The sequence below is a fragment of the Pseudomonas sp. S2_A10 genome (genome assembly GCF_054668465.1).
In genome coordinates this window covers 4,910,827-4,932,579 of record NZ_CP162773.1, presented here as the reverse complement: position 1 = coordinate 4,932,579, position 21,753 = coordinate 4,910,827, and the positions used below count along the sequence as shown (strand labels likewise).

General features: G+C 58.2%; 23 protein-coding genes and 1 tRNA gene. 6 read left to right on the top strand and 18 right to left on the bottom strand.

The window, feature by feature from the left end:
* Window positions 1–94 precede the first annotated feature (94 nt).
* The 5 genes from AB4N41_RS22195 to AB4N41_RS22175 all read right to left on the bottom strand — a co-directional run bounded on the left by AB4N41_RS22195 (window position 95) and on the right by AB4N41_RS22175 (window position 5,415).
* Window positions 95–1,525 (bottom strand): amidohydrolase family protein, encoded by a 1,431-nt coding sequence (locus AB4N41_RS22195; protein WP_252876319.1) that lies wholly within the window; start codon window positions 1,523–1,525, stop codon window positions 95–97.
* 40 nt (window positions 1,526–1,565) lie between these two features.
* Window positions 1,566–2,369 carry an ABC transporter permease gene (locus tag AB4N41_RS22190; protein WP_252867622.1) on the bottom strand — a complete coding sequence of 268 codons (804 nt, stop codon included), beginning with the start codon at window positions 2,367–2,369 and terminating at the stop codon, window positions 1,566–1,568.
* A gap of 19 nt (window positions 2,370–2,388) precedes the next feature.
* On the bottom strand, window positions 2,389–3,231 hold the full coding sequence (locus AB4N41_RS22185; RefSeq protein ID WP_353956548.1) for an ABC transporter ATP-binding protein: 843 nt from the start codon (window positions 3,229–3,231) through the stop codon (window positions 2,389–2,391).
* Window positions 3,232–3,291: 60 nt separating this feature from the next.
* Complete coding sequence (locus AB4N41_RS22180; RefSeq protein WP_252876317.1) at window positions 3,292–4,317, bottom strand: aromatic ring-hydroxylating dioxygenase subunit alpha; 1,026 nt, start codon at window positions 4,315–4,317, stop codon at window positions 3,292–3,294.
* Between the two features lie 75 nt (window positions 4,318–4,392).
* Window positions 4,393–5,415 carry an ABC transporter substrate-binding protein gene (locus AB4N41_RS22175; protein ID WP_252876316.1) on the bottom strand — a complete coding sequence of 341 codons (1,023 nt, stop codon included), beginning with the start codon at window positions 5,413–5,415 and terminating at the stop codon, window positions 4,393–4,395.
* Window positions 5,416–6,121: 706 nt separating this feature from the next.
* Between AB4N41_RS22175 and AB4N41_RS22170 the strand changes: the two genes are divergently transcribed.
* On the top strand, window positions 6,122–6,904 hold the full coding sequence (locus tag AB4N41_RS22170; RefSeq protein WP_370695139.1) for an outer membrane protein OmpK: 783 nt from the start codon (window positions 6,122–6,124) through the stop codon (window positions 6,902–6,904).
* 78 nt (window positions 6,905–6,982) lie between these two features.
* Here AB4N41_RS22170 and AB4N41_RS22165 read toward each other — a convergent pair whose 3' ends face one another.
* The 10 genes from AB4N41_RS22165 to AB4N41_RS22120 form a co-directional block, all read right to left on the bottom strand.
* Window positions 6,983–7,612, bottom strand: coding sequence for a cysteine hydrolase family protein (locus tag AB4N41_RS22165; RefSeq protein WP_130902565.1), 630 nt, complete (start codon window positions 7,610–7,612; stop codon window positions 6,983–6,985).
* Between the two features lie 84 nt (window positions 7,613–7,696).
* Window positions 7,697–8,725, bottom strand: coding sequence for a D-cysteine desulfhydrase family protein (locus tag AB4N41_RS22160; protein WP_252876314.1), 1,029 nt, complete (start codon window positions 8,723–8,725; stop codon window positions 7,697–7,699).
* A gap of 98 nt (window positions 8,726–8,823) precedes the next feature.
* A complete protein-coding gene (locus AB4N41_RS22155; protein ID WP_252876313.1) occupies window positions 8,824–9,480 on the bottom strand; it encodes a DsbA family oxidoreductase in 657 nt (218 codons plus the stop codon).
* Window positions 9,477–9,692 carry a tautomerase family protein gene (locus tag AB4N41_RS22150; protein ID WP_016774741.1) on the bottom strand — a complete coding sequence of 72 codons (216 nt, stop codon included), beginning with the start codon at window positions 9,690–9,692 and terminating at the stop codon, window positions 9,477–9,479. The genes AB4N41_RS22155 and AB4N41_RS22150 overlap by 4 nt, the downstream gene beginning before the upstream one ends.
* 205 nt (window positions 9,693–9,897) lie before the next feature.
* On the bottom strand, window positions 9,898–10,365 hold the full coding sequence (locus tag AB4N41_RS22145) for an HvfA family oxazolone/thioamide-modified RiPP metallophore (RefSeq protein WP_252876312.1): 468 nt from the start codon (window positions 10,363–10,365) through the stop codon (window positions 9,898–9,900).
* Between the two features lie 252 nt (window positions 10,366–10,617).
* Window positions 10,618–11,409: an HvfC family RiPP maturation protein gene (locus tag AB4N41_RS22140; RefSeq protein WP_252876311.1), complete on the bottom strand. Its 792-nt coding sequence runs from the start codon at window positions 11,407–11,409 to the stop codon at window positions 10,618–10,620.
* Entirely contained in the window at window positions 11,402–12,286 is an 885-nt protein-coding gene (locus AB4N41_RS22135) for an HvfB family MNIO-type RiPP peptide maturase (RefSeq protein WP_252876310.1), read from the bottom strand. Before AB4N41_RS22135 ends, AB4N41_RS22140 begins: the two co-directional genes overlap by 8 nt.
* A gap of 113 nt (window positions 12,287–12,399) precedes the next feature.
* Window positions 12,400–12,819, bottom strand: coding sequence for an organic hydroperoxide resistance protein (locus AB4N41_RS22130; RefSeq protein ID WP_252876309.1), 420 nt, complete (start codon window positions 12,817–12,819; stop codon window positions 12,400–12,402).
* Window positions 12,820–12,880: 61 nt separating this feature from the next.
* Window positions 12,881–13,396: an HvfX family Cu-binding RiPP maturation protein gene (locus AB4N41_RS22125; RefSeq protein ID WP_252876308.1), complete on the bottom strand. Its 516-nt coding sequence runs from the start codon at window positions 13,394–13,396 to the stop codon at window positions 12,881–12,883.
* A gap of 374 nt (window positions 13,397–13,770) precedes the next feature.
* Window positions 13,771–14,832, bottom strand: coding sequence for an SDR family oxidoreductase (locus AB4N41_RS22120; RefSeq protein WP_252876307.1), 1,062 nt, complete (start codon window positions 14,830–14,832; stop codon window positions 13,771–13,773).
* A gap of 102 nt (window positions 14,833–14,934) precedes the next feature.
* On the opposite strand from AB4N41_RS22120, the gene AB4N41_RS22115 reads away from it, so the two are divergent.
* Window positions 14,935–15,561 carry a dTMP kinase gene (locus AB4N41_RS22115; protein ID WP_460138024.1) on the top strand — a complete coding sequence of 209 codons (627 nt, stop codon included), beginning with the start codon at window positions 14,935–14,937 and terminating at the stop codon, window positions 15,559–15,561.
* Window positions 15,562–15,681: 120 nt separating this feature from the next.
* Here the strand turns inward: AB4N41_RS22115 and AB4N41_RS22110 are convergent, their stop codons facing one another.
* On the bottom strand, window positions 15,682–16,794 hold the full coding sequence (locus AB4N41_RS22110; RefSeq protein WP_252876305.1) for a hypothetical protein: 1,113 nt from the start codon (window positions 16,792–16,794) through the stop codon (window positions 15,682–15,684).
* A gap of 126 nt (window positions 16,795–16,920) precedes the next feature.
* Window positions 16,921–17,262, bottom strand: a complete 342-nt coding sequence (locus tag AB4N41_RS22105; RefSeq protein WP_252876304.1) for a helix-turn-helix domain-containing protein — start codon at window positions 17,260–17,262, stop codon at window positions 16,921–16,923.
* 221 nt (window positions 17,263–17,483) lie between these two features.
* Here AB4N41_RS22105 and AB4N41_RS22100 point away from each other — a divergent pair, with 221 nt between their 5' ends.
* From AB4N41_RS22100 to AB4N41_RS22085, 4 genes are all read left to right on the top strand, one after another.
* Complete coding sequence (locus tag AB4N41_RS22100; protein ID WP_353956547.1) at window positions 17,484–17,741, top strand: DUF2357 domain-containing protein; 258 nt, start codon at window positions 17,484–17,486, stop codon at window positions 17,739–17,741.
* Between the two features lie 260 nt (window positions 17,742–18,001).
* On the top strand, window positions 18,002–18,346 hold the full coding sequence (locus tag AB4N41_RS22095; RefSeq protein ID WP_375123716.1) for a hypothetical protein: 345 nt from the start codon (window positions 18,002–18,004) through the stop codon (window positions 18,344–18,346).
* A gap of 224 nt (window positions 18,347–18,570) precedes the next feature.
* A tRNA-Lys gene (locus tag AB4N41_RS22090) sits at window positions 18,571–18,645 on the top strand.
* 25 nt (window positions 18,646–18,670) lie between these two features.
* Window positions 18,671–20,992, top strand: coding sequence for a hypothetical protein (locus AB4N41_RS22085; RefSeq protein WP_252876302.1), 2,322 nt, complete (start codon window positions 18,671–18,673; stop codon window positions 20,990–20,992).
* Window positions 20,993–21,182: 190 nt separating this feature from the next.
* On the opposite strand, the gene AB4N41_RS22080 is transcribed toward AB4N41_RS22085, so the two are convergent.
* Window positions 21,183–21,698, bottom strand: a complete 516-nt coding sequence (locus AB4N41_RS22080) for a cupin domain-containing protein (RefSeq protein WP_460138022.1) — start codon at window positions 21,696–21,698, stop codon at window positions 21,183–21,185.
* Between the last annotated feature and the right edge of the window lie 55 nt (window positions 21,699–21,753).

Here is a 21,753-nt window from a genome sequence, read left to right as displayed (position 1 = left end):
CTTTCTTCTCCGGGACCCTAAAACTATCTGAGGACAGTCCCGGCATTTGATGCGGGCGAGTATTGGCACGGCAGCGCGTGCCGGGGAGATCAGCTCATGAGCGTACGCCTGCGGCCTGCTGCAACCGCCGCACCGCGTCTCGGGCCTGGGCGCCGAGTTCGGCCAGGTCGAAGTCAGGCAACTGGTCGTCGTGTACGGTCAACCGCCCAGCGACCAGCAAGGCGCGCAAGGTCGGGCGTCCTCCGCCCACCACCGGCCCGATCGCCGGGTCATGCAGGCCGAAGTATCGCGGCTGGTCCAGGCGGTAGATCGCCAGGTCGGCCGCCATGCCCACTTGCACGCTGCCCACGGCGTCCAGCCCCAGCACCCGAGCCCCGCCAGACGTACCCCAGCGCACCACGTCTTCCACCGTGGCCGCGCTGGCACCGCCTTCCTCGTCACCGCCGGCATAACGCGGGCGGGCCCGTTCGCCAAGTCTGGCCCGTTGCATCAGCCAGGCGGCGTGGGTCTCGCTGATCATGTCGCAGGCCTCGTTGGAGGCGGCGCCATCCACGCCAATCGACACTGGCATTCCCGCAGCCTCCATGGCCACCACATCGGCAATGCCACTGCCCAGGCGGCCATTGCTTTGCGGGCAATGGGCAATGCCCGTACCGCTGGTCCCGAGCATGCGTATTTCCTCGGCGTCGAGTTTCACTAAATGCGCGAACCACACGTCCGGGCCGAGCCACTCGTGTTCGGCACAGAACGCCACTGGCGACATGCCGTGGCGTTGCTGCACCTCATTTTGATATTCGACGGTTTCGCTCAGATGGCTGTGCAGGCGAATGCCCAGTCGCCGGGCGACCCGGGCGGTTTCGCGCAGGTGTTCGGCAGGCATGGAGTAGGGCGGGCTGGTGGGCGCCATCACCACCCGCCGCCAGGCATCAGCGGCCGGGTCGTGGTAGCGCCGCACCAGACGCTCGACGTCGTCCAGGTATTGCTCCAGGGTCTCCGGCCCGGCCACGGACTTGCCTTCGGCTTGTCGTGCTTGCGTGGCGCCGCCACGGCAGAGAACAAACCGCAACCCCAGCCGTTCGGCTTCCTCGAACAGCACCTCGGCACTGTCAAAGTCCATGCCCGGCAAGTACAGGTAATGATGGTCTGCGACGGTGGCGCAGCCGGATCGTGCCAATTCGACCAGGCCAATGCGCGCGGCGAGGCGAAAGCTTTGCTCGTCAAACGCGCCGCGATAGCGATAGGGCACGGCACCCAGCCAGGCTCCCAGACTCTGGTCAATACCTGCGGGAATGCCTTTGAGCAGCGATTGAAACAGGTGATGGTGGGTATTGACCCACGCCGGGTAGACCACGCAATCGGTGGCATCCAGCACTCGCTCGCCGGGCTGGGGTTGCAGGGCGCCGATGGCGCTGATGCGGCCGTCGACGATACGGATATCAGGCCCGGCGTGGCGCGCCGCCGCACCGGACGAGCCGGTGAGGATGGCGCTGGCGTTACGTACCAGCCAGCTATTTTGAATCTTCATGTGAGGCTCCATACGCCGCGCCTGCGGCGGATTCAAAGGGTCAGCCGAGTTCGCTTTCATGCCAGTTGCGCAGGCTCAACCGGGCCAGCACGGCCATCAGGCTGAATAACGCGACACCGGTCAAGGCGATCAGCAGCAGGGCAGCGAACAGCCTCGGAATATTCAGTTGAAAGCCGGCCTGGAGAATCTGATACGCCAGCCCTGCGCCGGTGCCCCCGGTGCCGGCAACGAACTCCGCCACCACCGCGCCGATCAACGCCAGCCCGCTGGCAATGCGCAGCCCGGCAAAAAAACACGGCAGGGCGCTGGGAATGCGCAGGCGCAACAGCACCTGCCAGCGGCTGGCGCGGTTCAGGCGGAACAGATTGAGCAGGCCGGGGTTGACGCTGCGCAAGCCGAGTACGGTGTTGGCGATGATCGGGAAAATCGCCACCAGGGTCGCGCAAATAATCAACGCCAGCGTGGTGTTGCTGCACCAGATGATGATCAGCGGTGCCACGGCCACCACCGGCGTCACCTGCAACAGGATGGCGTAGGGAAACAGGCTGGCTTCCAGCACGCGGCTCTGCACAAACACAAAGGCCGCCAGGGTGCCGATAAGCACCGCCAGGGCAAACGAGAAAAAAGTGATCTTCAAGGTCATCCACAATGCACCGAACAGCATCGGGCCATCGCTGATCAGCGTTCGGCCGATATCGACCGGGGAGGGCACCAGATACACCGGCACCTTCCAGGCCACACATGCCAATTGCCACAGACCCAGCAATACCGCGCCGAGCAGCAGCGGCGAGACGATGCGCAACACCGCGGGATGACGTAACCAGGGAGTAAAGGACGGGTTCATGAGCGGGCTCTCAATAAAGTCAGCAAGAATCGCCATTGGCCTCGGCCAGCAGCCGGGACAGGCGTGCGCACTGCGCGATAAAGGCCGGGGAGGTGCGGTAGGCCTCGTCTCGTTCCAACGGGCCGTCGATTTCGATGTCGGCGATTACTCGGCCCGGGCGCGCACCCATCACCACCACCCGCGATGACAGGTAGACGGCCTCGAAAATGCTGTGGGTGACGAACACCACGGTCAGGTCGCGGCTAGCCCACAGCTGACGCAGGTCGCTGTCGAGCTTGTTGCGGGTGAACTCATCCAGGGCGCCGAAGGGCTCGTCCATCAACAGCAGATTGGGCTCGGTGGCCAAGGCCCGGGCAATGGACGCGCGCATTTGCATGCCGCCGGACAGTTCTCGCGGGTACACCTGGCTGAAGCGGTCCAAGCCGACAAGAGAAAGGGCAGCGTCGACTTTTGGCTGGCTCTGGGCTTTGGGCACATTGGCCAGATCCAGCGGCAGGCGCACGTTGTCGCTGACCTTGGCCCAAGGCATCAGGGTCGCCTCCTGGAACACCATCGCCAGGCTTTGCCCTTGGGTCGGGCTGGCCGGGCTGTCCTTGCCCCACCAGCGCACGTGGCCGGCGGAGGGCTTTTCGAGGCCGGCGAACATTTTCAGCAGGGTGCTCTTGCCGCAGCCCGAAGGGCCGAGCAATGAAACGAACTCGCCGCGCTGAATGGCCAGCTTCACCCGGCTCAAGGCCTGGGTGCCGTTGCTGTAGGTTTTTTCCACCTGATTGGCGAACAGTGGCGTTTGCACGCCGACGCTGTCGCCCCGTGGCAACGCCTGTGGCAGGGCGTTGGCCCCAGTTATGGTTTGCATCAACATAGCGCTCTCCCCTTGGGTCATGAGCGTCCGGTAAAGCCCCGGCACACCGGGGCGCTGACTTCAATGGCTGAGGAACACTTCACTTTCACCGTGAGCTTCGAGCAGGCCCAGCAATTGCCGGCGAATCACCAGGCCAGGCTTGTCCGACGGCATGTGTAGTTCCACTCGCCGGCGAGTATCGACACAGGCGTCGTAATCGGTGGCTTCGAGGATGTCGCGGTCTTCGGCGGTGATCGCTGCGTCCCAGTCGATCAGTTCCTGGGTCGAGCATTGCTGTTCACTGTCATTGCGATACAGCCACTGGACCAGCATCAGGCGCCCGTCTTCCATGGGTGTCGCGCAGTTGTAGATGATGTGGTGGATGCCGCTGTCCGGGTACATGCAGCCAAAGCGCCGGGAGAAGGGCAGGTAATAGCGGTTGATCAGGTGGCGCTGGGTGATCGGCTCGCGGGTGCCGGTGATGCGATAGCTCTCCTCAGGATTGCGGATCGGCACACGGGTCTCCGCCTCGAAGCCATAGTCGGTTTCGCGAAACTCGTAGCCGGCCGGCGCGGGCTGGTCGAAAAGGCCGAAATTGGCTTTGTGGACGAAGGAAAAATGCGAGTTGTCAAAGGAGTTTTCCATGACCCGCAGCGGGCTGGTTTTCCACTCTTCATAAAACTGGAAGATGCGCCGGTAGCCCGGGGCGCCATCCTCGGGAAACTCAGGGATTGGTTGCAGAGGATCATCGAGGGCGACCCAGGCGTAGCCGTATTTTTCCTGGCAGTGAAAGGCCTGGACCGAGGCGCCCGGCGGAATCATGCCCGCGGGGTTTTGCGGGATCTTCACGCAGGTGCCGGTGCAATCATATTCCCAGCCGTGATAGCCGCAGGCGAGGTTACCGTCCTCGCTCACAAAACCTTTCGAGAGCTTGGCGGTGCGGTGGCAGCAACGGTCGCGCATGGCCACCGGGGTGCCGTCGGGGCGCTTCCACAGCACCAGCGCCTCGCCGAGTAAAGTGAAAGGCTGCGGACCGGCATCCAGCGAGGTCATGGGCAGCAGGGCATACCAGAAACGGCGCAATACAGGTTGTTTGGTGACCAACATAACAAGTGTCCTCACGGTATTCGTTCAGCCGGCTCTTGGGCTCGGGCTCTGGGTTCAGCAGTCTTGCAATCAGGCTCAGCGGCTGGCGGACTGTTCGGCGTCAGGCAACACCTTCAAGTCCTCGACGAAGCGCGTGGTGTAGGCCTTCTGCCAAGGCGCATCGGCACCGAGCAGGCCGGCTTCGACCATGAAATTGCGCGTGGCCTGCCAGCGCGCATCGCTCATCACGCCGATGCCTTGGGTGGCGGCATCACCGCCGGTGACCAGGCGATATTGCTTGAGCGTCGACAAGCCCCAGGCGAGCAATTCATCGCTCATGTTCGGGTTATCGGCCTTGATCAGGTGGTTGGCGCTCGGGTTGTCGAGGTAGCGCTTCCAGCCCTCCATCGAGGCGCGAACAAAGCGCTGGACTCGCTCAGGATGCTGATCGATCACGTCCTGGCGAGTGGCCAGCGTCGAGCCGTAGGGTGGGTAACCAGCGTCGGCAAACAGGAAGAAGTTGGCTTTCTCCCCGGCCTTCAACGCCTGGAACAACTCGGAGCTGGCATAGGCCTGCTGCGTGGTGTTGGCGTCCGCGAGGAAGGGTTGCAGGTTGAAGGTGTAGGGACGGGCCTGGCTGTCCTTGAGCTGATATTTGCCCTTGAGCCACGGCCACCAGGTTTGCTGGCCGGAGGTGGAAACCAGCACCTGCTTGTTCTGCAACGCATCCAGGCCGCTCACATCGGCATGGGTCAGCAGACCCTGAGGGTCACCTTGAAAGGGCGCGGCCACGGCCACCACCGGCAGGCCTTGCTCCACACTTTTGAGAATCTGCAAGTCGTAGTTGACGATGAAATCGGCCTGCTTGTTGAGCAGCAGCTGCATGCCATTGACCTGCGGCCCACCCATGCGGATGGTCACGTCCAGGCCTTCTTTTTCATACAGTCCATCCGCCAGGGCCTGGTAGAAACCACCCTGTTCGGCTTGGGCATACCATGAAGTAAGCAGCACTACCTTGTCATTGGCCAAAGCCAGTGGAGACGCGATCAGGGCGGCGGGCGCAAGCGCCATGGCCAGTAGCGAGCGAAGCGGTTGACCCAAGGCAAAGCGAATTTTCATGATGTGTTCTCCACAACGATTCGAAAACCGCCGCGCGCCAATCGGCACGCCAGCGAGGGACCGATTGGAGAGAACAAGGGAAGCAGAGAGGGCGTATATGCGTAGTTACACGGCTGACACTTCTCTCTTGCCCGGGGCGCTGGCGCCGCGTTCAAGCATCCAATCGGACGTACGCCCACATGGGAGGGCGCAAGAGCAATGCCCGGTGCCATTGCTGGCACTGACCGCTTCTACTCGAAAATAGTGATAGCCAAAAGTGTGCCAAGCCGTCGCAGGCCCGCCCTCACGGGATCCGGCGGGCGAGGCAATCAGCAGGAGGTGGGCAGGCGATTCGCAACGGTGCGAATTCAAGTGGGCGCGCTTCAATCTGGTGCGCAACCGATAGCTGCAAAGTATTCAGTTTTACGCATCGATTGTGCTGAATGAGGGTTGAGGATTGTATTCGCTCAGTTGGCACAACCCCTGCTTAGTCCGGAATCGAGTAGAAGCGGTCAGCACAGAGGGCTCTCAACAGAACCCGAGGTGCAGGGCATTGCTCTGGCGGCATTACGCCGCGTACCCGGCAAGGGTCGCCCCTCGTTAATTTGAGGGCCAGAGCAGCTGCTTGATCCGCAGCTCGGGCATGCCTTGCCGGTGATATCCGCCAATCACCTGACAAGGGCAGCCCATGAAAGCATCGCGTATTCCATTACTTGCACCTTCACTGCTGCGTCGCAGTCTGGCGCCGCTGCTAGCTCTGGCCAGCGCCGGCGCCGAAGCTGGCCCTCTGTTGTGGAACGACAACAGCTTGAGCTACCTCTACGGCCAGCATTTCAAAGTCGACGGCACTGGCGACGATACTCAGCAAACGCTGAGCTTCGAGCACGCCAGCGGCTGGACGTGGGGCGATATCTTCATGTTCGTCGACAACAAATGGTCCAGCGGACTCTCGGGTGCCGACGGCCATTCCTACTACGGTGAATTCTCCCCACGGCTGTCGCTGGGCAAAATCACTGACCGCTCCCTGAGCTATGGCATCGTCAAGGACGTCCTCATCGCCGCCACCTACGAGCGCGGTGAGAACCGCAATCGCAAATACCTGCTGGGTCCCGCTGTCGACCTCGTGCTTCCAGGTTTCGATCGCTTTTCCCTGAATACCTACTACCGCAAACCCGACGGCATCACCGGTAAGGCCTCAGGTCAATGGCAGATCAACCCGACCTGGTCCATGACCCTCCCGGTGGGTCGCTCCGACATTCTTTTCGACGGCTATCTGGAGTGGTACGTCAACGACGTCGGCAGCAAAGGCACCTCCAACTATGTGGCCAGGAGCTTTCACTTCAACCCACAAGTCAAATACGACGTGGGCAAGGCGCTGGGGCAACAGCAAAAACGTTTTTATGCGGGACTTGAATGGGATTACTGGTCGAATAAATACGGGATTGAAGACACGAGCGGATTCCCTACTGACCAGAACGCGTTGAGTCTCTTGCTCAAGGTGCATTTTTGACGGGGGCCGATCGCCAATTGCAAAAAGCGGCCTTGACGCACCACCTCGGCAAACTGGCGAAATCGGTGTTCATCGCCGCTACTCCTGCACTGCCAGCGCTTCAATCAGTTCCTGGGTGGTGACAATTGAATGAGCGAAAGTCGGCCCGTTCAACTCGTGGGCGGCGTGCATCATTTCCGCACGGAATGCGGCGGTCGCATCGCGCACCAGCGTGACGTGGTAGCCCAATTCCGAGGCGTAGCGGGCGGTCGCTTCGATGCAGGTGTTGGCGAGCAGGCCGACGATGATGACGTGGGTGATGCCTTTCTGCTTCAAACGAAAGTCAAGATCGGTATTGGCAAAGCCGCTGGAGCCCCAATGTTCCTGCACGACAATGTCGCCGTCCTTCGGCGCGAAATCGGGATGCCATTCGCCGCCCCATTCACCGCGTGCGAAGTGGTGCATGTGCATGATTTTGCACTGGGTCGGTGTTGGATGGTCCCAGCCTTCGTAGTCGCCGTGTTCCCAGCGGTGGTGCGGCACGATGACCACTGGAATGTTCTGCGCTCGTACGGCGCGATCGAGGGCTCGCAGGTTGTCGAGCAGCCCGACCTGTTCGGCAATCGGCTTGATCAAGGGGAAGACCTTGCCGTTTTCCGAGAGAAAATCGTTGTACGGATCGACCAGCAGATAAGCGGTGCGGTTCAGCGGATAAGAGGCGTTCGACATGACGATGTACTCCACGCAAGTTGAGTGACCGATGCCGTGGGCTCGCCCGGGCATCAGTTATTTATGACGACGAAAAAGCTCAAGTCAGTTGAAGGCGCTGCGGTAGGCAAAGAGGCCAGGCAAGCCACCGGTCATCACAAACAGTAGATTGCTTCCTGGCGGGTAGTCACCCCGGCGCACGCCAGCGAGCAACCCGGCGAAGGCCTTGCCACCGTAGACCGGATCCGTCAGCAAACCCTCAACGGAGGCCAGCAGCCGAACCGCTTCAAGCATCGATTCGGTGGGGGCGCCATAGGCGTCGCCACGTTGACTGCCATTCACAGTGATTGCGCTTTCCACAAGGGTTGCGGACGGGTCCAGGAGCTGCAAGGTTTCCCGAGTTTTGCTCAGGGTCGCCGCCGTGGCCTGCTCCTCAGTTGCCAATACCGAATAGCCGATAACTTCGGTTGATGATCGAGCCAGTGCCAGACCTGCTTGCAGTCCTGAATGGGTTCCGGCGCTGCCGTTGGGGATGATGATCCGCTCGAAGTGAACGCCGAGCGCGTCTGCCTGGCGGAGGATCTCTCCCGCACAAGCGGCGTAGCCCAGACTGCCCCTGGGGCTGGAGCCGCCCAATGGTATGAGGAAGGGTTTTTTGCCTTGGCTTTTGAGCGCGCTGAGCAATTCGCCGGCGTAGCTGTCCGGCGTCAGACCCGGCGGCAGTCGATGAACCTTTGCGCCAAACAATCCATCGAGCAATACGTTGCCGTTATGACAAAAATCGTCATCGCTGCGCACCGCCGACGGGGTCAGGATTAGCTCGCAGGCCAAGCCGTGGCGGGCCGCGACGGCGGCGGTCAACCGGGCGTGATTGGATTGAAAACCACCCCAGGTAACCAGTGTATCCGCGCCTTCGGCCAATGCTTCGCCAAGCAAAAATTCAAGTTTGCGCAGTTTGTTGCCACCGCCGCCGAGGCCCATCAGGTCATCGCGTTTGACGTACAGGTTGCAGCCATGCAGCTCGGCTGCCCGGCTCAGGCGGGACAGCTTCTGAATCGGTGTCGGGCCTTCCAGCAGCGCCACTCGGGGGTAAGCAGCCAGCGCAGTTTCCAGTTGATTCAAGTCGTGAGGCATGACGGTTCACTTGACGTTGATGAAAGGAAGTGGGGCGGTCACTTCACCAAGGCCCCGGCCAAATGGTTAATCACTGGCATTGCAGTTAAGTCGCTTTGTCAGGCCGGGGCGGACTCTCGTGCCACTTGCCTGAGAATTTGTTCGTACTCCTTGACGGATAGCGATCCGGACACCAACTGGCGACCGTTCAGTACCATGGCCGGGACCGAGTTGATCCCGCGTTCAAGGTAAAAGCTCTCAAGTTCACGGACTTCGAGAGCGAACGCCTCGCTGGCCAAAATCTCGCGGGCGCGGGTGGTAGAAAGTCCCGCCTCACCGGCTAGACGCACCAGTGTTTCGTGGTCGCTGGGGTTCTCGCCATTGGTGAAATAAGCCTCGATCAGGATTTTCTTCAGCGCGACCTGGCGGCCTTCCTGCACGGCCCAGAGCAGAAGGCGATGGGCATCGAAGGTGTTGTAGAAATGGCTGCGCTTGTCCAGGTCGAACTGAAAACCGATGGCTTTGCCACGCGCGACGATCATTTCATTGCGCGAGGCGACTTCTTCGGCGCTGCGCCCGTATTTGCGCATCATGTGCTTGATGGCGTGCTCGCCCTCGGCCGGCATGTCCGGGTTCAGTTCGAACGGCTTGAAGGTCAGCTCCACGGCAACCTCGCCGGCAACATTGGCGATGGCTTGTTCCAGCGCTATGGCGCCGAGTGCGCACCAGGGGCACACGACATCCGACACAAAGTCGATACTGACGGGGAAAGTCATTTCTTCGACTCCGTCAGTTGTTGGCGGTACTCGGTGGTGGTAATTCCGGCATAGCCCCAGTTGTCGGTGTCGACCTCTTCAATAACGATATGGGTGAGGTGCGGGTCCTTGTTGAGGACTGTTTGCATGGTTTTGGTGATCTCGGCGATGACTTGGGATTTCTGTTCTTTGGTAACGCCGTCGCGAGTGATACGAACGCTGATGAAAGGCATGGGATAAGTCTCCAGTAGGCGCCCCATCGATATGAAGAGGGGAGCAGTGGGATGGACTTTAGAGTGTTGCGTTCAGGGGATAAATCAGGGGCGGAGAACATCACTTATAACGCGATGTAATCAATACAACTGGGGGCTTTGCAGAAGGTAAATCGCCCTCCCTGGCTGCAGGCGCGGGGGAGGGCGAATGCTACGGCGGGAGGAATCAGTTTTGCGCTTTGCTCATGCGGGTAAATAGCTCGGTGGGTACTTTCTTGCCATTGGAAATGTACTGGTTGGTTCTGAACTTGTAGACCTCACCTTCCGAAAGAAAACCATCGTGGTTGGTGTCCATCGCTTTGAATTCTTCACCGCCCTGAGGTGCCACGGTCAGCAGTTCTTTTTGAGAAACAAGGCCATCATGGTCGGTGTCTGTGCGAGCGAAAGAGTCGTCGCCACATTTGCCTTCACCGCACTTGCCTTCGGCAGTAGCGGACTTGTCGCTGGCTTCGCTGGCCCCGCATTTGCCTTCGCCACACTTGCCTTCGCCGGTTTTATCGGCCGATGCCAGTTGGTAGCCTTGGGACAAAGGCTCAACAGCAAAAGCCGCAGACGATGCCAGGCTCATGCCACCGGCTAAAGCAATTGCGGCCAGGCCAAGACTGGTTTTGTTCGACATTGGTTTACGGTACATAGTGCTTCTCCAGATGCTTTGCGCGGCCAAGCCGCGGTTCATGCCACAGGGCGGATAGACCCTCAAGGAAGTTCGAGGCGAAGGGCATAAGCGTCGTCCACTTCGACAGAGCGTCCTAGTTCGGGTAGGCCTATTTAGCGGGAGTCATGTATCGGCGATGTATCGGCGAGCGGAGCATTTGTAAGCCAATCCCAAGACTTCGCGTTTGGGTACATAGAGATACAAAAACCGACCTCAGCCTTTGCTCGTCAGTCAGGACAACAGCTTTAAAACGGGTGTCGCGGCTACGCCGACGGCAGCTTGCGCATGCAGCTGGCGCAGCAGCACCAGTGCGTCAGCGACGAAGCCGGTCACGTCTGAAGCACCAGCCTCCGCAGCCAAAGCGTGCAACTGCGCTCGACCATCCATGTCAGGGAACTGCTCGATCCGCTGCAACAAACGGAACGCGAGAGGGCTGACCTGGGAGAATTGCACTTGGCCACTCGGCACACGGCTGATCAGCAGCAACGTCGGTTGTTCTGGCGGTTCAGAAGGCAAGTGGCCTGGCGCGAGACGATGTACGGCCCAAATGTAAGCCAGCGGCCAGACGAGCGGGGAAAGCCTGAGGGGACGGTCGAGTAAATGCGCCGCATCACTGGCCTTTAACGGCGAAGCGTCCAACTGTTGCAGCGCCATTTCCACCCACTCGTAATGAGCCAATTCAGGCAAGAACGGGTACCAGGGGTGTTCGTGATCGGGCGAGTCCTCCAGGCTCGCTACGAAGTCTACAAACTCACGAGCAATTTCTCCGAAGCGTGGCGTTTGCGCGCGGTAGTCACGCAAAAAACGCCGTACCAGCGCACGCCAACCGGCATCACCCAGCACGGCAACCAGCACCGGAAACGTTCCGCCCAGCAACCCCAACAGATTGTTCACCACCAAGTTGAGATAGACCTGCGCTCTCTCGGGATTCATCTGCGCAGGCGGCGCATAACTGTCCGGGTCACGCAGGTACCGGGTCAGCGCGAGCTGCTGACTGTGCAAACTTGAAGGGGAGTCAGCCATCGACGGTCACCCGCACCAAAGCATTGGCGTCGCGTTGCAAGCGCCTGATGGTGTTCAGCTCAGCCACCAGTTCGTCGTAGGACGGAAAGTTGAAATCGCGCTCCAGCAGGGTTGGCTTCACGCCGAAAAGGTCATAAGCCTGTCCCAGCAATGACCAGACTACTGGTTTGACCGAGGCGCCATGGGTGTCGATGATCAGGTCATCAGCTTCGTCGTAATGGCCAGCCACATGCATGGCGACTACGCGTTCTGGTTCCAGGCCGGCGAGGAAAACCGCTGGATCGAAGCGGTGATTCACTGAGTTGACGTACACATTGTTAACGTCGAGCAACAGGTCGCAATCGGCCTCGCGGAGCACTGCATTGGTAAAAGTGAGTTCGTCCATGTCCTGATGAGCAGCGGCGTAGTAGGAGACGTTTTCTACAGCAAGACGACGACCGAGAATGTCCTGTGCACGACGGATGCGCGCAGCAACGTGATGAACGGCCTCCTCAGTGAATGGCAACGGTAGCAGGTCGTATAAATGGCCATCGTCACTGCAGTAACTCAGGTGTTCGCTATAGAACGGCACGTTGAAGCGATCGAGAAACCCGCGGACTTGCTCAAGAAAAGATTCGTCCAGCGGTGCACTGCCACCCAGCGACAGTGACAGGCCATGGCATGACAGCGGATAGCGTTCAGCCAGCAACTGCAAAGCCTCACCATGAGCGCCGCCGATGCCGATCCAGTTCTCTGGAGCAACCTCTAGAAAATCGAAATCACCGACTGGAGCGTCACGAAGCGTGTTGAGCAGCGCACGGCGCAACCCGAGCCCGACGGTCGCCGCAGGGGGAAGCTGTGGATCTAAATGCGTTGATGATGAAGTGTTCGTTTGCATGAGCTAAATACTCCGATTCGACGTCTGAAACGCCCGATCCACGCCACCTCCACGGTCACCTATGGCAGCCGGGCGGGCATGGATCGGGCGGTTGAAACCCGCCACGGTTCTGCTCAAACGAGGTTGATCACCACGTTGATGTTGTTCCGCGTCGCTTTGGAGTACGGGCATGTCTGGTGTGCGGTATCGATCAGGTCTTGGGCGACGTTGCGATCCAGCCCGGGAAGGAAGACGTTGAGGCGAGCCTGGAGGAAATACGCACCATCGGTTGTGCCTAGATCCACTTCGGCGTCGACGGCAAGGTCACCCGGGAGGGTGACTTTCAGCTTGCTCGCCGCAAGCCCCATCGCGCCGATAAAACAGGCCGACCAACCAGCGGCGAACAACTGCTCTGGGTTGGTACCGGCGCCAGAGGTGCCAGGCGATGACAGCTTTATATCCAGTCGGCCATCGTCACTGAGGGCGGTGCCATTGCGTCCACCCGAAGAGGTATGGACTTTGCCGGTGTACAGCACTTTATCAATATGGGTCATGGTGAAACTCCTGATTAACTAGCGGGGGTTGAGAGCGATAACCTCGGTGACGCGATAACACTCAGCGTGCATTCAAACGCTTGAGATACCGACCGATGAATGCATCCAGGCTCAGCTTGCCGGCGCCTGTGAACACCAGTGGCAGAAGGGCTACGAGGTAGATCAAAGGGAGTTTGAAATTGCCGTAGCCTTTGTTGCTGATGGAGTAGCCCATAGCCAGTTCGCTCAACGTCGACCACTCTGCTGGCCAGTGAACTGCGGCAGTTGCCACGACGGTGACCACTATGAGGATCAGTGCAGAGAGGCGTGTTCCCAGACCTAAAAGCAAAGCAATGGAACAGAGCAGCTCTGCCCACATGGATAACTGCCAATTGAACGTAGCCGGCAGCTGATTGAAAGGAAAAGGAAAGGCCCCTTGAATGCTCGGGAACCAGTTCTCACCGTTCCACTTTTCCCATCCCGCTTCAAAAAACTCCCAGGCCAGAAACACGCGCAGGCTTAACGGCGCGATCCAGTCTCCAGCACGATCGAGATTAAGTTGCAGCCGATTCAAGACCGATAACGCGTTTGTATGCATGGGTTTAATCCTCCGACTTGTCGTCAAGAAAGTGGAAGCCGTTCAGGTGCTCCCAATGACAGCTGTCAGTCACAGGAGCACTGCGCTGGCCGTGAGCGCAGTTCATCGTGCTGGTGTATCTCGCTTGTGTCTGAGGGGGCGGGAAGATCAATGTTGTGTAACGTGTTTGCCTGCGTACACACTTGGATACAGAGCGATAACTGTTGAAGGCGCTATTTTGGAGTTGGGCTATACGATTGGCTGCGTTCTGCCGGTGGCTGGCGGGAGGATTTCACAGGGCGAATGAAAGTCGCAGATGAGGGGGGGAGAGGGCGTGGAAATTACTGTTGAATGAGGGGGCACGCCAGGTGCCCACCTTATCTGTCTGGAGCCGCCTAAGGTATCAAGCGCATCTCCCGCAGCCTGTCGAACACGTCGAAAAATGCCTGATCGCTCGCCTGGTAGGCAGTGAAGCCCATCAGGCGGCTTTTCGACATATCCGTGACCACTTCGATGGGGCGGCCAAGGTCGGCATCGGTATGCCATGGGGAAATCAGACGTCCAATGTCGGACTCTTTCAAACCGTGCTCCGCGACTATTTGCGTCCATACGGCTTGATCGTCCGCCATCTGCTTCTCTAGAGGCGAGGGTGACGCGGGATAGTCAGCAGCAGGCAGGTCGAAGTATTCGGCAATGCGGCCCCACATCCATTTCCACCGGAATACATCGCCATTGGTGATATTGAATGCCTGATTCGCCGCAGCCGGCGTGGTGGCCGCCCACAGTTGTTGCTTCGCCAACTGCCGCGCATCGGTCATGTCGGTGAGACTGTCCCACTGCACCCTGGAACCGGGAAACACAAAAGGGCGATTGGTGTGTTTGCAAATCGAGGCATAGACGGCGAGGGTGGTCGCCATGTTCATCGCATTGCCCACGGCCACCCCAGTGACGGTATGCGGGCGATGAACGCTCCACGTGAAGCCATCCTTTTCAGCCGCGGCGAAGAGTTCGTCTTCCTGAGCGTAATAGAAATTCTCGACATCCAGACGACCCTGTTCTTCGCGAAACGGCGTCTGTGGCAGGCTGCCTTTACCATAGGCTTCGAACGGGCCGAGGTAGTGTTTCAGGCCGGTAACCAGTGCTACGTGTTTGACGCTTTTCGCTGGGCGAATGGCGGCGAGGACGTTGCGCACCATGGCGGCATTGACGCGAATGTTCTCCGCTTCCGTGGCTTGCCGCGACCACGTGGTAATGAACACATGCGTGGGTTTCACATCCCTCAGCGCATGTTCCAGTGAAGCAGGGTCCTGAAGGTCCGCCGCGACAGGGATCACGCCTTGAAGTTGAGATGGATGCCTCGACAGCGCGGCGACCTGCCACTGGTTGTCGATAAGTAACTGGGTGATGGCGCTGCCGACAATGCCGCTGGCGCCCACGACTAGAGCTGTCTGGGTCATAGGTTTCTCCTGAATTCAGGTTTGGGAGTCCGCCTGAGCAGAAGAGGTTCAACCTGAAAATCCGTTAGAGTGTTCACCACTTCCCGTTAAAGCCTGTGAACAATGACTCGTCCGCTGTTTGTTTCCCTTGATGGCCCCAAAGGCGTCGGCAAAACCTCGCTGTTGGAGGCCATCACTGAAGTCCTGAGGGCAGACAACCAGAAAGTGATCCGACTGTGCGAGAAAAAAAGCGACCCTTTCAGGGGCGAGACAATGCACTTGGTGAACCGGCTCGTCCGCCATCCCGACCGGAATCTGGAATTGGAAGTCTGCCAACGCCTGGCTGATAGCCGCAGCTGGATTTCCCAGCACGTGCTGACCAAACAGCCTGCCGACAGCATCATCCTGATCGATCGCTGGTACCCGTCCGATGCCGCGTTTCGCCGGATAGTCCCGTTTGCTGAAATCCTGCAATTAAACCGTGATCGCAACGTTCAGGTGCCCGACCTGCATGTTGGCGTGGTCACGGCGGCGGAGATTTCGTGGGCGAGGGCGGGGGCGCGACGGCGTGGCTTGAGCAGTACTGTGCTTCGCGGTCTGGAGGAGCATGTCGCTTGTACTGAGGCGTTTGAGGTGGCCGCTGCCGATCAGGGTTGGTTTTTGTGTCGGAATGAGGGAGCGATCGAGGAGGCGACGGGGCGGGTGGTAGGGGAGATTAATCGGGTGGTGAGCCGTCTACGCGTTCCTTAGCGCCAGTCCCTCAGGGCAGATCACGGTCGACTAAGAAAGGCAGCGCGGAAAGTGCCATTGCACAAAAAAACGGGGCTCCAGCGTTGCGAATATGTGCTGGAGCCCCGCATCGATCGACTATCAGTCGAAACTCAGTTCCTGAGTCTTGATGTGATTGGCGACTGCGCCGGAGATGGCGTCGAAGATTGCTTTTTCATTGTTGCTGTAGACCTCCATGTCGAGATCCAGGGTAATGGCAGCGCTGCGGATCATTACACCTTCATGGTGGTAGCTGACAAACAGTGAGTGCCAGTCTGTGAATTCCACATCCAACACGAGGTAAACCACTGTCACCGAAGCCATGCCCTGGTCGTTCTTGATGGGGCCAAAGGCGACAGTCGTGCGGCCGTCCTTAGTGCTGGCCTTGTTCCACCAGAAGGTCATGAAGTCGTGGGTGCCCGAATCGTTGGGATCCTTGGCCAAGAGCGTCGCGAGCTGCTTGAAACTCTCGAGTTCCGTCGCTCCCAGATACGTGCCAACGATGGTGGTCAGCAAACTACCGATGTCCACGTCACCTGAAGAGACATCCTGCCTGACCTGGCCGCCACTCGCTGCCTTTACGGTAAAGCCCAGATCGGTCAGTTGGTAAACCACAGCATCGAACCATTGCTTCGTCTGCAGATAGTCCGTATTGGTGATGTCCACGCCCTTGTTTTTCAGGACGGCGCGCGCAGCCCCCTGTGCGTAGAGGTTCAGGTGAGAGTATGCGCTGACCTGCTCCGGGGTAGCATCGGTCATGGCATAAACCAACTGCGAGTCGATGGCTGTGGCGTCGATTGTCGTCGTAGTTCCACCGGTTAGCACGCTGCCCAGCTTAGGCGGCGCAAGGGCAGGCCATGCGCAGGTGATGATCCTGCTCGTAAATCCCACACCATCGCGAAGATAGGCTTGACGAGAGCGCCAGTCGGGATGGGAAGTGCGGTCGATAGTGAAAGGGACGTCACGCAACCCTTCGGGAGGGTTACCTATGGACTTGTCGATTGCCACGTTGAGTCTCTTCAGAAGCCCGTCGCACTCGCATTTCGCGAAAACATTCAGATGGTAGTTCAGGCCTTCTGTGTTGGTGACTTGCACGTGAGCACCAGCCCCCAGGGCCGCTTGGCAAGTTGAGATGTTCCGACCGAAGAGGCTGAACGTTTTCTGGGACTCGAACTTCACTTCTACATCAGCTTTTGCAGATTCCTTAGTGCACATGATGATCTCCAGCTCATACCCAGGCGTCATTGCTCGGGCATCTAGAAGTTATCAATATCGGACCCTTCGTGAAGCTCAGTCGGTTGAGCAGTGCTCACGAATTGCCCTGAAAATATTGCGTGGCGCTCAAGTTGCTGGAGTGGTTACTTCATCAAGAAACTTGGCGAGGTTACGAACGTCGTTGTCGGCCATTCTTTCAATCACGTCCGCGAGCGCTTTGCGATGCGGCGCGTCATGCATGGCGCCGAGCGTATGCTGTCCACGGCCGAGCAGAAGCCAATCGGCATTGACGTTCAACTCGACGCACAGCTTGGCGAAGTTCTCCATACTGATTGGCTCTGAACGAAACCACCGACTAAGAGCGCTGTCCGTCACACCGATTCGGTGTGACAGCGCGTAGAGTTTTGGAAACCCACGAAGGGTATATGCGAACTGAAGTCTCTCGCCGTAGCTTTTGATGCCATGCATTTCCATATCTTTCTTCGTCCTTTACTCGGAGAGGCATCGAAAGCTTCAGCAGTCCGCAGCCTCTCCGGGTTTAAGGCGGGTGAAGCCCCCAAGAGCGAATCGAGTGTGGTGAGAGGCACATGGGAGCGCGCCAACGATTGCTCTCGGCCATGCTAAAGACGAACTCATGTGCAGTGATATGAACTTTGCCGACTGAGAGCTCAGGTAGGTGTCCGGCCAAGGTGATTTTCTGGTTCGAGCGATTATGGCCTGAGCGCCAGCCAACGACTTGGTTTGCGAGGCTGAGGCGCTATGGGGATCGGTTTCACCGCGCGCTCAAACAGATATCTCAGCGGCCGTTAACAACCTTGAAGAGTGATCGCACGTCGGTGAGTGCGCACACGGTCAAGCGGTTGGACTCCGCATCCGTCTGCATACGCGCGAGCTTATCGGTTTGGTTGGTACGCGTTGCGTTCAGGTTGGTTGGGAAAGGATCCTGATGAGACGCTGTGGGTCAGCCCAACATGGGAGGTTTATGAGCGGTGGTGCTTTGTAACTGTAGTCTCACAGCTGCAACGTCAGTTTCCTGAACTCGTCTGGAGTCGTGAATATCGATCGGTGGGTTTAAAAGAAATCGTGTGGCGGGGAATAGCGGCTTGTGACCGTTGAGGCATGTTACCAAGTCCGATGCCCAGCGAGTGATCAACCTGCGCATCGCGGTTTTCAAAGCTTATCGCGAGAGCGATATCTGGACATCGTCGTGACGTTGGACTCGCCTTCGACGAAGCGCTTCTTGGTTTTCGACGCGAAGTATCGCAGCGCCCGCGCCAGCGTCCTGGATGCAATGGAGTCAGCGCACATTTATCACGACAGTCTCCAGTGGAAGGGCATCAAGCCTGACGTTTCATTGCTGCTGATACCTAGGGCAGACAAAGTAACGGCGCTTATCAGTCCGACTTATCATGCGGACTATGGGGTCGGAGCCTGGCAAATCAGTGCAGAATCAGAAGGGGAGGCACTGGGGATCGAACTCAAACGAATTCTGAGTGCAATACCAATCGCGGCCGCTCCAGCCCGTACAATTGCTATTGGAACGGCGAAGTAATCGATTACGCACAGTAGCGCTAAACTCGCTGACAATCCCGCAACCCGAAATAAAGGCGTCGGGCTCCAGGCGTATTGGTTCGCGACGCCGGTGCAAAGGACTCGATCGGACTGCGCTGGTCTTGACGACTCTTCCCGAGATCACCTGATTACGTTCAGGTTCACAAGCGGCAATGTTTTCGATCTTCACAATCGTTCAGCGCTGGTGGACAATCCGCGCTCTGTTCCGGGGTAGTTCAGCGGTAGAACACTCGGCTCTTAACCGGGTGGGCGCTGGTTCGAATCCAGCCCCCGGACCCACAACATCGCAGGCTCGGAAGGACTCATGCTCAGGGACGATAGGGAATCGAATGCGAATGCCGGCATAGGTGCCGGCTATGCAACCTTTCAACTCTCTCGGGCACTCGCTGCATCGGGCCTCGACGATAACGGACAGACGAGCAAGCGCATCGAGCGCTGGCGCAATGTAATCGAGCACATATTGCAGGGATCTGCGTCGTATGGCTCACGAACTCCATTCGCGGATGTGCCTGAGTGGGTCACGCTGGAAGTCGTCACGGGAGGTTTCGCCACTGGGCAGTACATGGCCGGTGGCGCACTGACCGAGTACGAGCGACATTTGGCTGCTTCGATTCCTGGTATCCGTCCTGGCTTCGAGCGACTCGATCTCAACACGTGGCACCTTACGGAGGAGGGGATTGAGGTACTGCAAACGAAGCTGGCGAGCGGGGATTATCGAATCGAGGTGCCAGAAGAAGCTGCACTGCTGACGGTGGCCTGGTTGCTGGGCCAACAACGTACAGAGAACGCATGGGACCTGGTTGAAGCGATAGCGCCTTTCTTTGAAGAGCTGCGATTCTTTCCGATGGCTTCTGACGGTTCGCCGCTTTCAGCAGGGCAAGTGCAGGTTTTTACTGTCGGTGATGTCAGAACCGTGCTTTCAAACCGCCCAGCACAGACGCGTCTGGCAGCGCAAAAACATGTCGTCGAGACTCGCTTGCCGCTCTACGATGCGGCGGTGTCGCTTTTCCTTTTGACGTATCAGGATGATTGGCCTTGTCGCCGGTACCCCGAGGGCTGGTTTGAGCAGGCGAATATTCTGAAGCGGCAGTTCGATGCTTCTTGCCCCAGCGCTTCAGGTGAAGCTGAAAGCTCAAGGGATCGGGCAGGGGAGTTGTTTGCATTGCTGGGGAGTTGCGCTAGCGATGCGGCGTCGCTTACGGGACGGCAAGTCGGACGAATTCGCAGGATCGTCGACGATTTCGTACGCAAGCATGGTCATCCCGAATCCGAATCTCATCAAAAGCACAGAGAGTCTCAACGCAGTCACGTGTCCTCACCCGGGCACCATCTATTTGCTAAAGCGGTTGCCGCACGTCTGAGCAGGTATCCCGGTTCGGACGGAGTTTCCGACTTTTCATCTCTGCTGCAACCCGTTACCTGCGAAGAAGCGACCGCATATTCGCTGTTAACAGGTATCGGCATTCCTACTGATATTCGTCGACGCGTCGAGCGGTGTCGAACGGGCACAATTGCCGAGCTGATCGATAAGGGATTGATTACATCCGGGGATACCGTGGCGCGGCTGCTGCCAGCGATAACGGCTGAGATCTGCAGTGCAGGATTTCGCGATATGTCGCTGCGGATGCTCTCTGTAGCAACCTATCGCGCCTTTCGACAACGCCGATCATTGTTGCTGTTGGATCTGGAAAGTCAGGTCAGGATGAATGAATTGCCGTGGGTGGCGGCTGTTGAGGACCAGCGAGAAACGGACGCGGTGGTCACTGAGGCAGCGAAACAGTCCCTGATCCAATCCGCAGCAATGACTCTTTGCGCTTTTCCTCAAGCGATCCTGCCCAACAAACTCATTCAGGAATTTGCTGCGCTTGGTGCGATGGCCAAGCTGGATCTGCCTTTTGTGGAAGAGGTCGCCTCGGACATTTTCATGGGCACTTTCTCGAACAAGTACATAAGATCTGCCAGGCAGGCGGCATCTTTGACAGGTGGCACGCTATACGCCAATTACTACGACATTGATGCAAGCCAATTGGCGATGCTTCCTGATCAACCGAAATCCAGGCGGAAAAGGTTCTCCAGGCCTGACGCTAGTTCCAGGGACGCATTGGCCAGATTGTGCTCCCAGCGGGCTGATGCGGGCCTGGGGACATGGCGACCGGCGACTAACGGTAAAATCATCGAGCAACAACAGATCCTGACGACGCAAAACCTTGCGCTGTTGTTTGGTGAGCTCGGGTTGAAGGCGCTGTTGCAGTATCGCCTGGCTTCGATGGCCGAGGAATGCTTCAGATGGATATGCGTACGCCAGCAGATGAAGTTGCGGTTTTATCACTCCAGCCTGGTGGTGATCAAAAATACGGCTTATGCCTGGCGGCAAATGGTCTTTTATCTAGCGATGCTCGATGAGGCAGAAATGCGTTTCGCGATTGAACGTATCGAAGCTCATTTCGCGATTCAGCCTAGTGCATTTCGTGAAAGGTTTCTGCCGGCGATTAGAGGATTGCGAGTAGCGGCTTCTGGCGCACCGTTGACCGAGGCTCGCCAAGCAAGCGAAGGTGCTCAGGTTTTTATCGGATGGACTACCGAGAGACATTGGTTGTTGAAGCTGCAAACGAATGGCGTTGCTTAGACTGAGAGGTTGGGAGTGGTGGATGTGATATCTAAAGCCTGAGGCCGTTCGCATCCACGATTTAACATAATATACATTACACGTAACAAGATGTTACAGGGTTAGCGTGGTTGCCCGAGAGATTTGAATCTGCGCGGTCGCTTCAAAACCAGCTTTCCCTGCAAACTGCATTTGTCCCAATCTACAACTCTCAATCTTCACCGCGCGTAAGCATTTCAATCAGCGCTCCATGCTGCGGATACTGTGCCGTGAGTTTTGCGCGATTACCGACTTCCATGTCCGCGAAATCAAACCCAGGCGAAACCGCTTCGCTGATCAAGCCAAAGCCATTCGAGCCTTCCAGCAATCGAGAGGCTTTCCAGATTCCACCCGGTACGTGCAATTGCAGTTGCTGACCAGCCAAAACATCGCTGCCCATCACCAGCGTTTGCAGTGAGCCGTCGGCGTGGATCAGGTTGTATTCGATGGCGTCGCCCAACTGAAAATAATGCAGGATGTCGGATTGGTTGAAATGAAACTGGCCCGCCGGCGATTGCTCAGTGAGCAGATAGTAGATCGAGGTCAGCAGATATCGCGTGCCTTGCTGCGTTTCGAGGCAGGCACGGTGATCGGCTTGATAGGTTCTGCGGTAATAACAGCCCTCGACATGGGGCTGTAGATTCAGCGCAGCAATCACATCTGTAGCATTCGGCTTGCGCTGAATCATGGCCTTCTCCGTTGCAGGTACGGTTTTTTGTTAGCTCAACTAAACGGTCATTTAG

Coding starts and splice junctions, on each gene's coding strand:
- AB4N41_RS22195 (WP_252876319.1), bottom strand. CDS start 1,525: ATGAAGATTCAAAATAGCTGGCTGGTACGTAACGCCAGCGCCATCCTC.
- AB4N41_RS22190 (WP_252867622.1), bottom strand. CDS start 2,369: ATGAACCCGTCCTTTACTCCCTGGTTACGTCATCCCGCGGTGTTGCGC.
- AB4N41_RS22185 (WP_353956548.1), bottom strand. CDS start 3,231: ATGTTGATGCAAACCATAACTGGGGCCAACGCCCTGCCACAGGCGTTG.
- AB4N41_RS22180 (WP_252876317.1), bottom strand. CDS start 4,317: ATGTTGGTCACCAAACAACCTGTATTGCGCCGTTTCTGGTATGCCCTG.
- AB4N41_RS22175 (WP_252876316.1), bottom strand. CDS start 5,415: ATGAAAATTCGCTTTGCCTTGGGTCAACCGCTTCGCTCGCTACTGGCC.
- AB4N41_RS22165 (WP_130902565.1), bottom strand. CDS start 7,612: ATGTCGAACGCCTCTTATCCGCTGAACCGCACCGCTTATCTGCTGGTC.
- AB4N41_RS22160 (WP_252876314.1), bottom strand. CDS start 8,725: ATGCCTCACGACTTGAATCAACTGGAAACTGCGCTGGCTGCTTACCCC.
- AB4N41_RS22155 (WP_252876313.1), bottom strand. CDS start 9,480: ATGACTTTCCCCGTCAGTATCGACTTTGTGTCGGATGTCGTGTGCCCC.
- AB4N41_RS22150 (WP_016774741.1), bottom strand. CDS start 9,692: ATGCCTTTCATCAGCGTTCGTATCACTCGCGACGGCGTTACCAAAGAA.
- AB4N41_RS22145 (WP_252876312.1), bottom strand. CDS start 10,365: ATGTACCGTAAACCAATGTCGAACAAAACCAGTCTTGGCCTGGCCGCA.
- AB4N41_RS22140 (WP_252876311.1), bottom strand. CDS start 11,409: ATGGCTGACTCCCCTTCAAGTTTGCACAGTCAGCAGCTCGCGCTGACC.
- AB4N41_RS22135 (WP_252876310.1), bottom strand. CDS start 12,286: ATGCAAACGAACACTTCATCATCAACGCATTTAGATCCACAGCTTCCC.
- AB4N41_RS22130 (WP_252876309.1), bottom strand. CDS start 12,819: ATGACCCATATTGATAAAGTGCTGTACACCGGCAAAGTCCATACCTCT.
- AB4N41_RS22125 (WP_252876308.1), bottom strand. CDS start 13,396: ATGCATACAAACGCGTTATCGGTCTTGAATCGGCTGCAACTTAATCTC.
- AB4N41_RS22120 (WP_252876307.1), bottom strand. CDS start 14,832: ATGACCCAGACAGCTCTAGTCGTGGGCGCCAGCGGCATTGTCGGCAGC.
- AB4N41_RS22115 (WP_460138024.1), top strand. CDS start 14,935: ATGACTCGTCCGCTGTTTGTTTCCCTTGATGGCCCCAAAGGCGTCGGC.
- AB4N41_RS22110 (WP_252876305.1), bottom strand. CDS start 16,794: ATGTGCACTAAGGAATCTGCAAAAGCTGATGTAGAAGTGAAGTTCGAG.
- AB4N41_RS22105 (WP_252876304.1), bottom strand. CDS start 17,262: ATGCATGGCATCAAAAGCTACGGCGAGAGACTTCAGTTCGCATATACC.
- AB4N41_RS22085 (WP_252876302.1), top strand. CDS start 18,671: ATGCTCAGGGACGATAGGGAATCGAATGCGAATGCCGGCATAGGTGCC.
- AB4N41_RS22080 (WP_460138022.1), bottom strand. CDS start 21,698: ATGATTCAGCGCAAGCCGAATGCTACAGATGTGATTGCTGCGCTGAAT.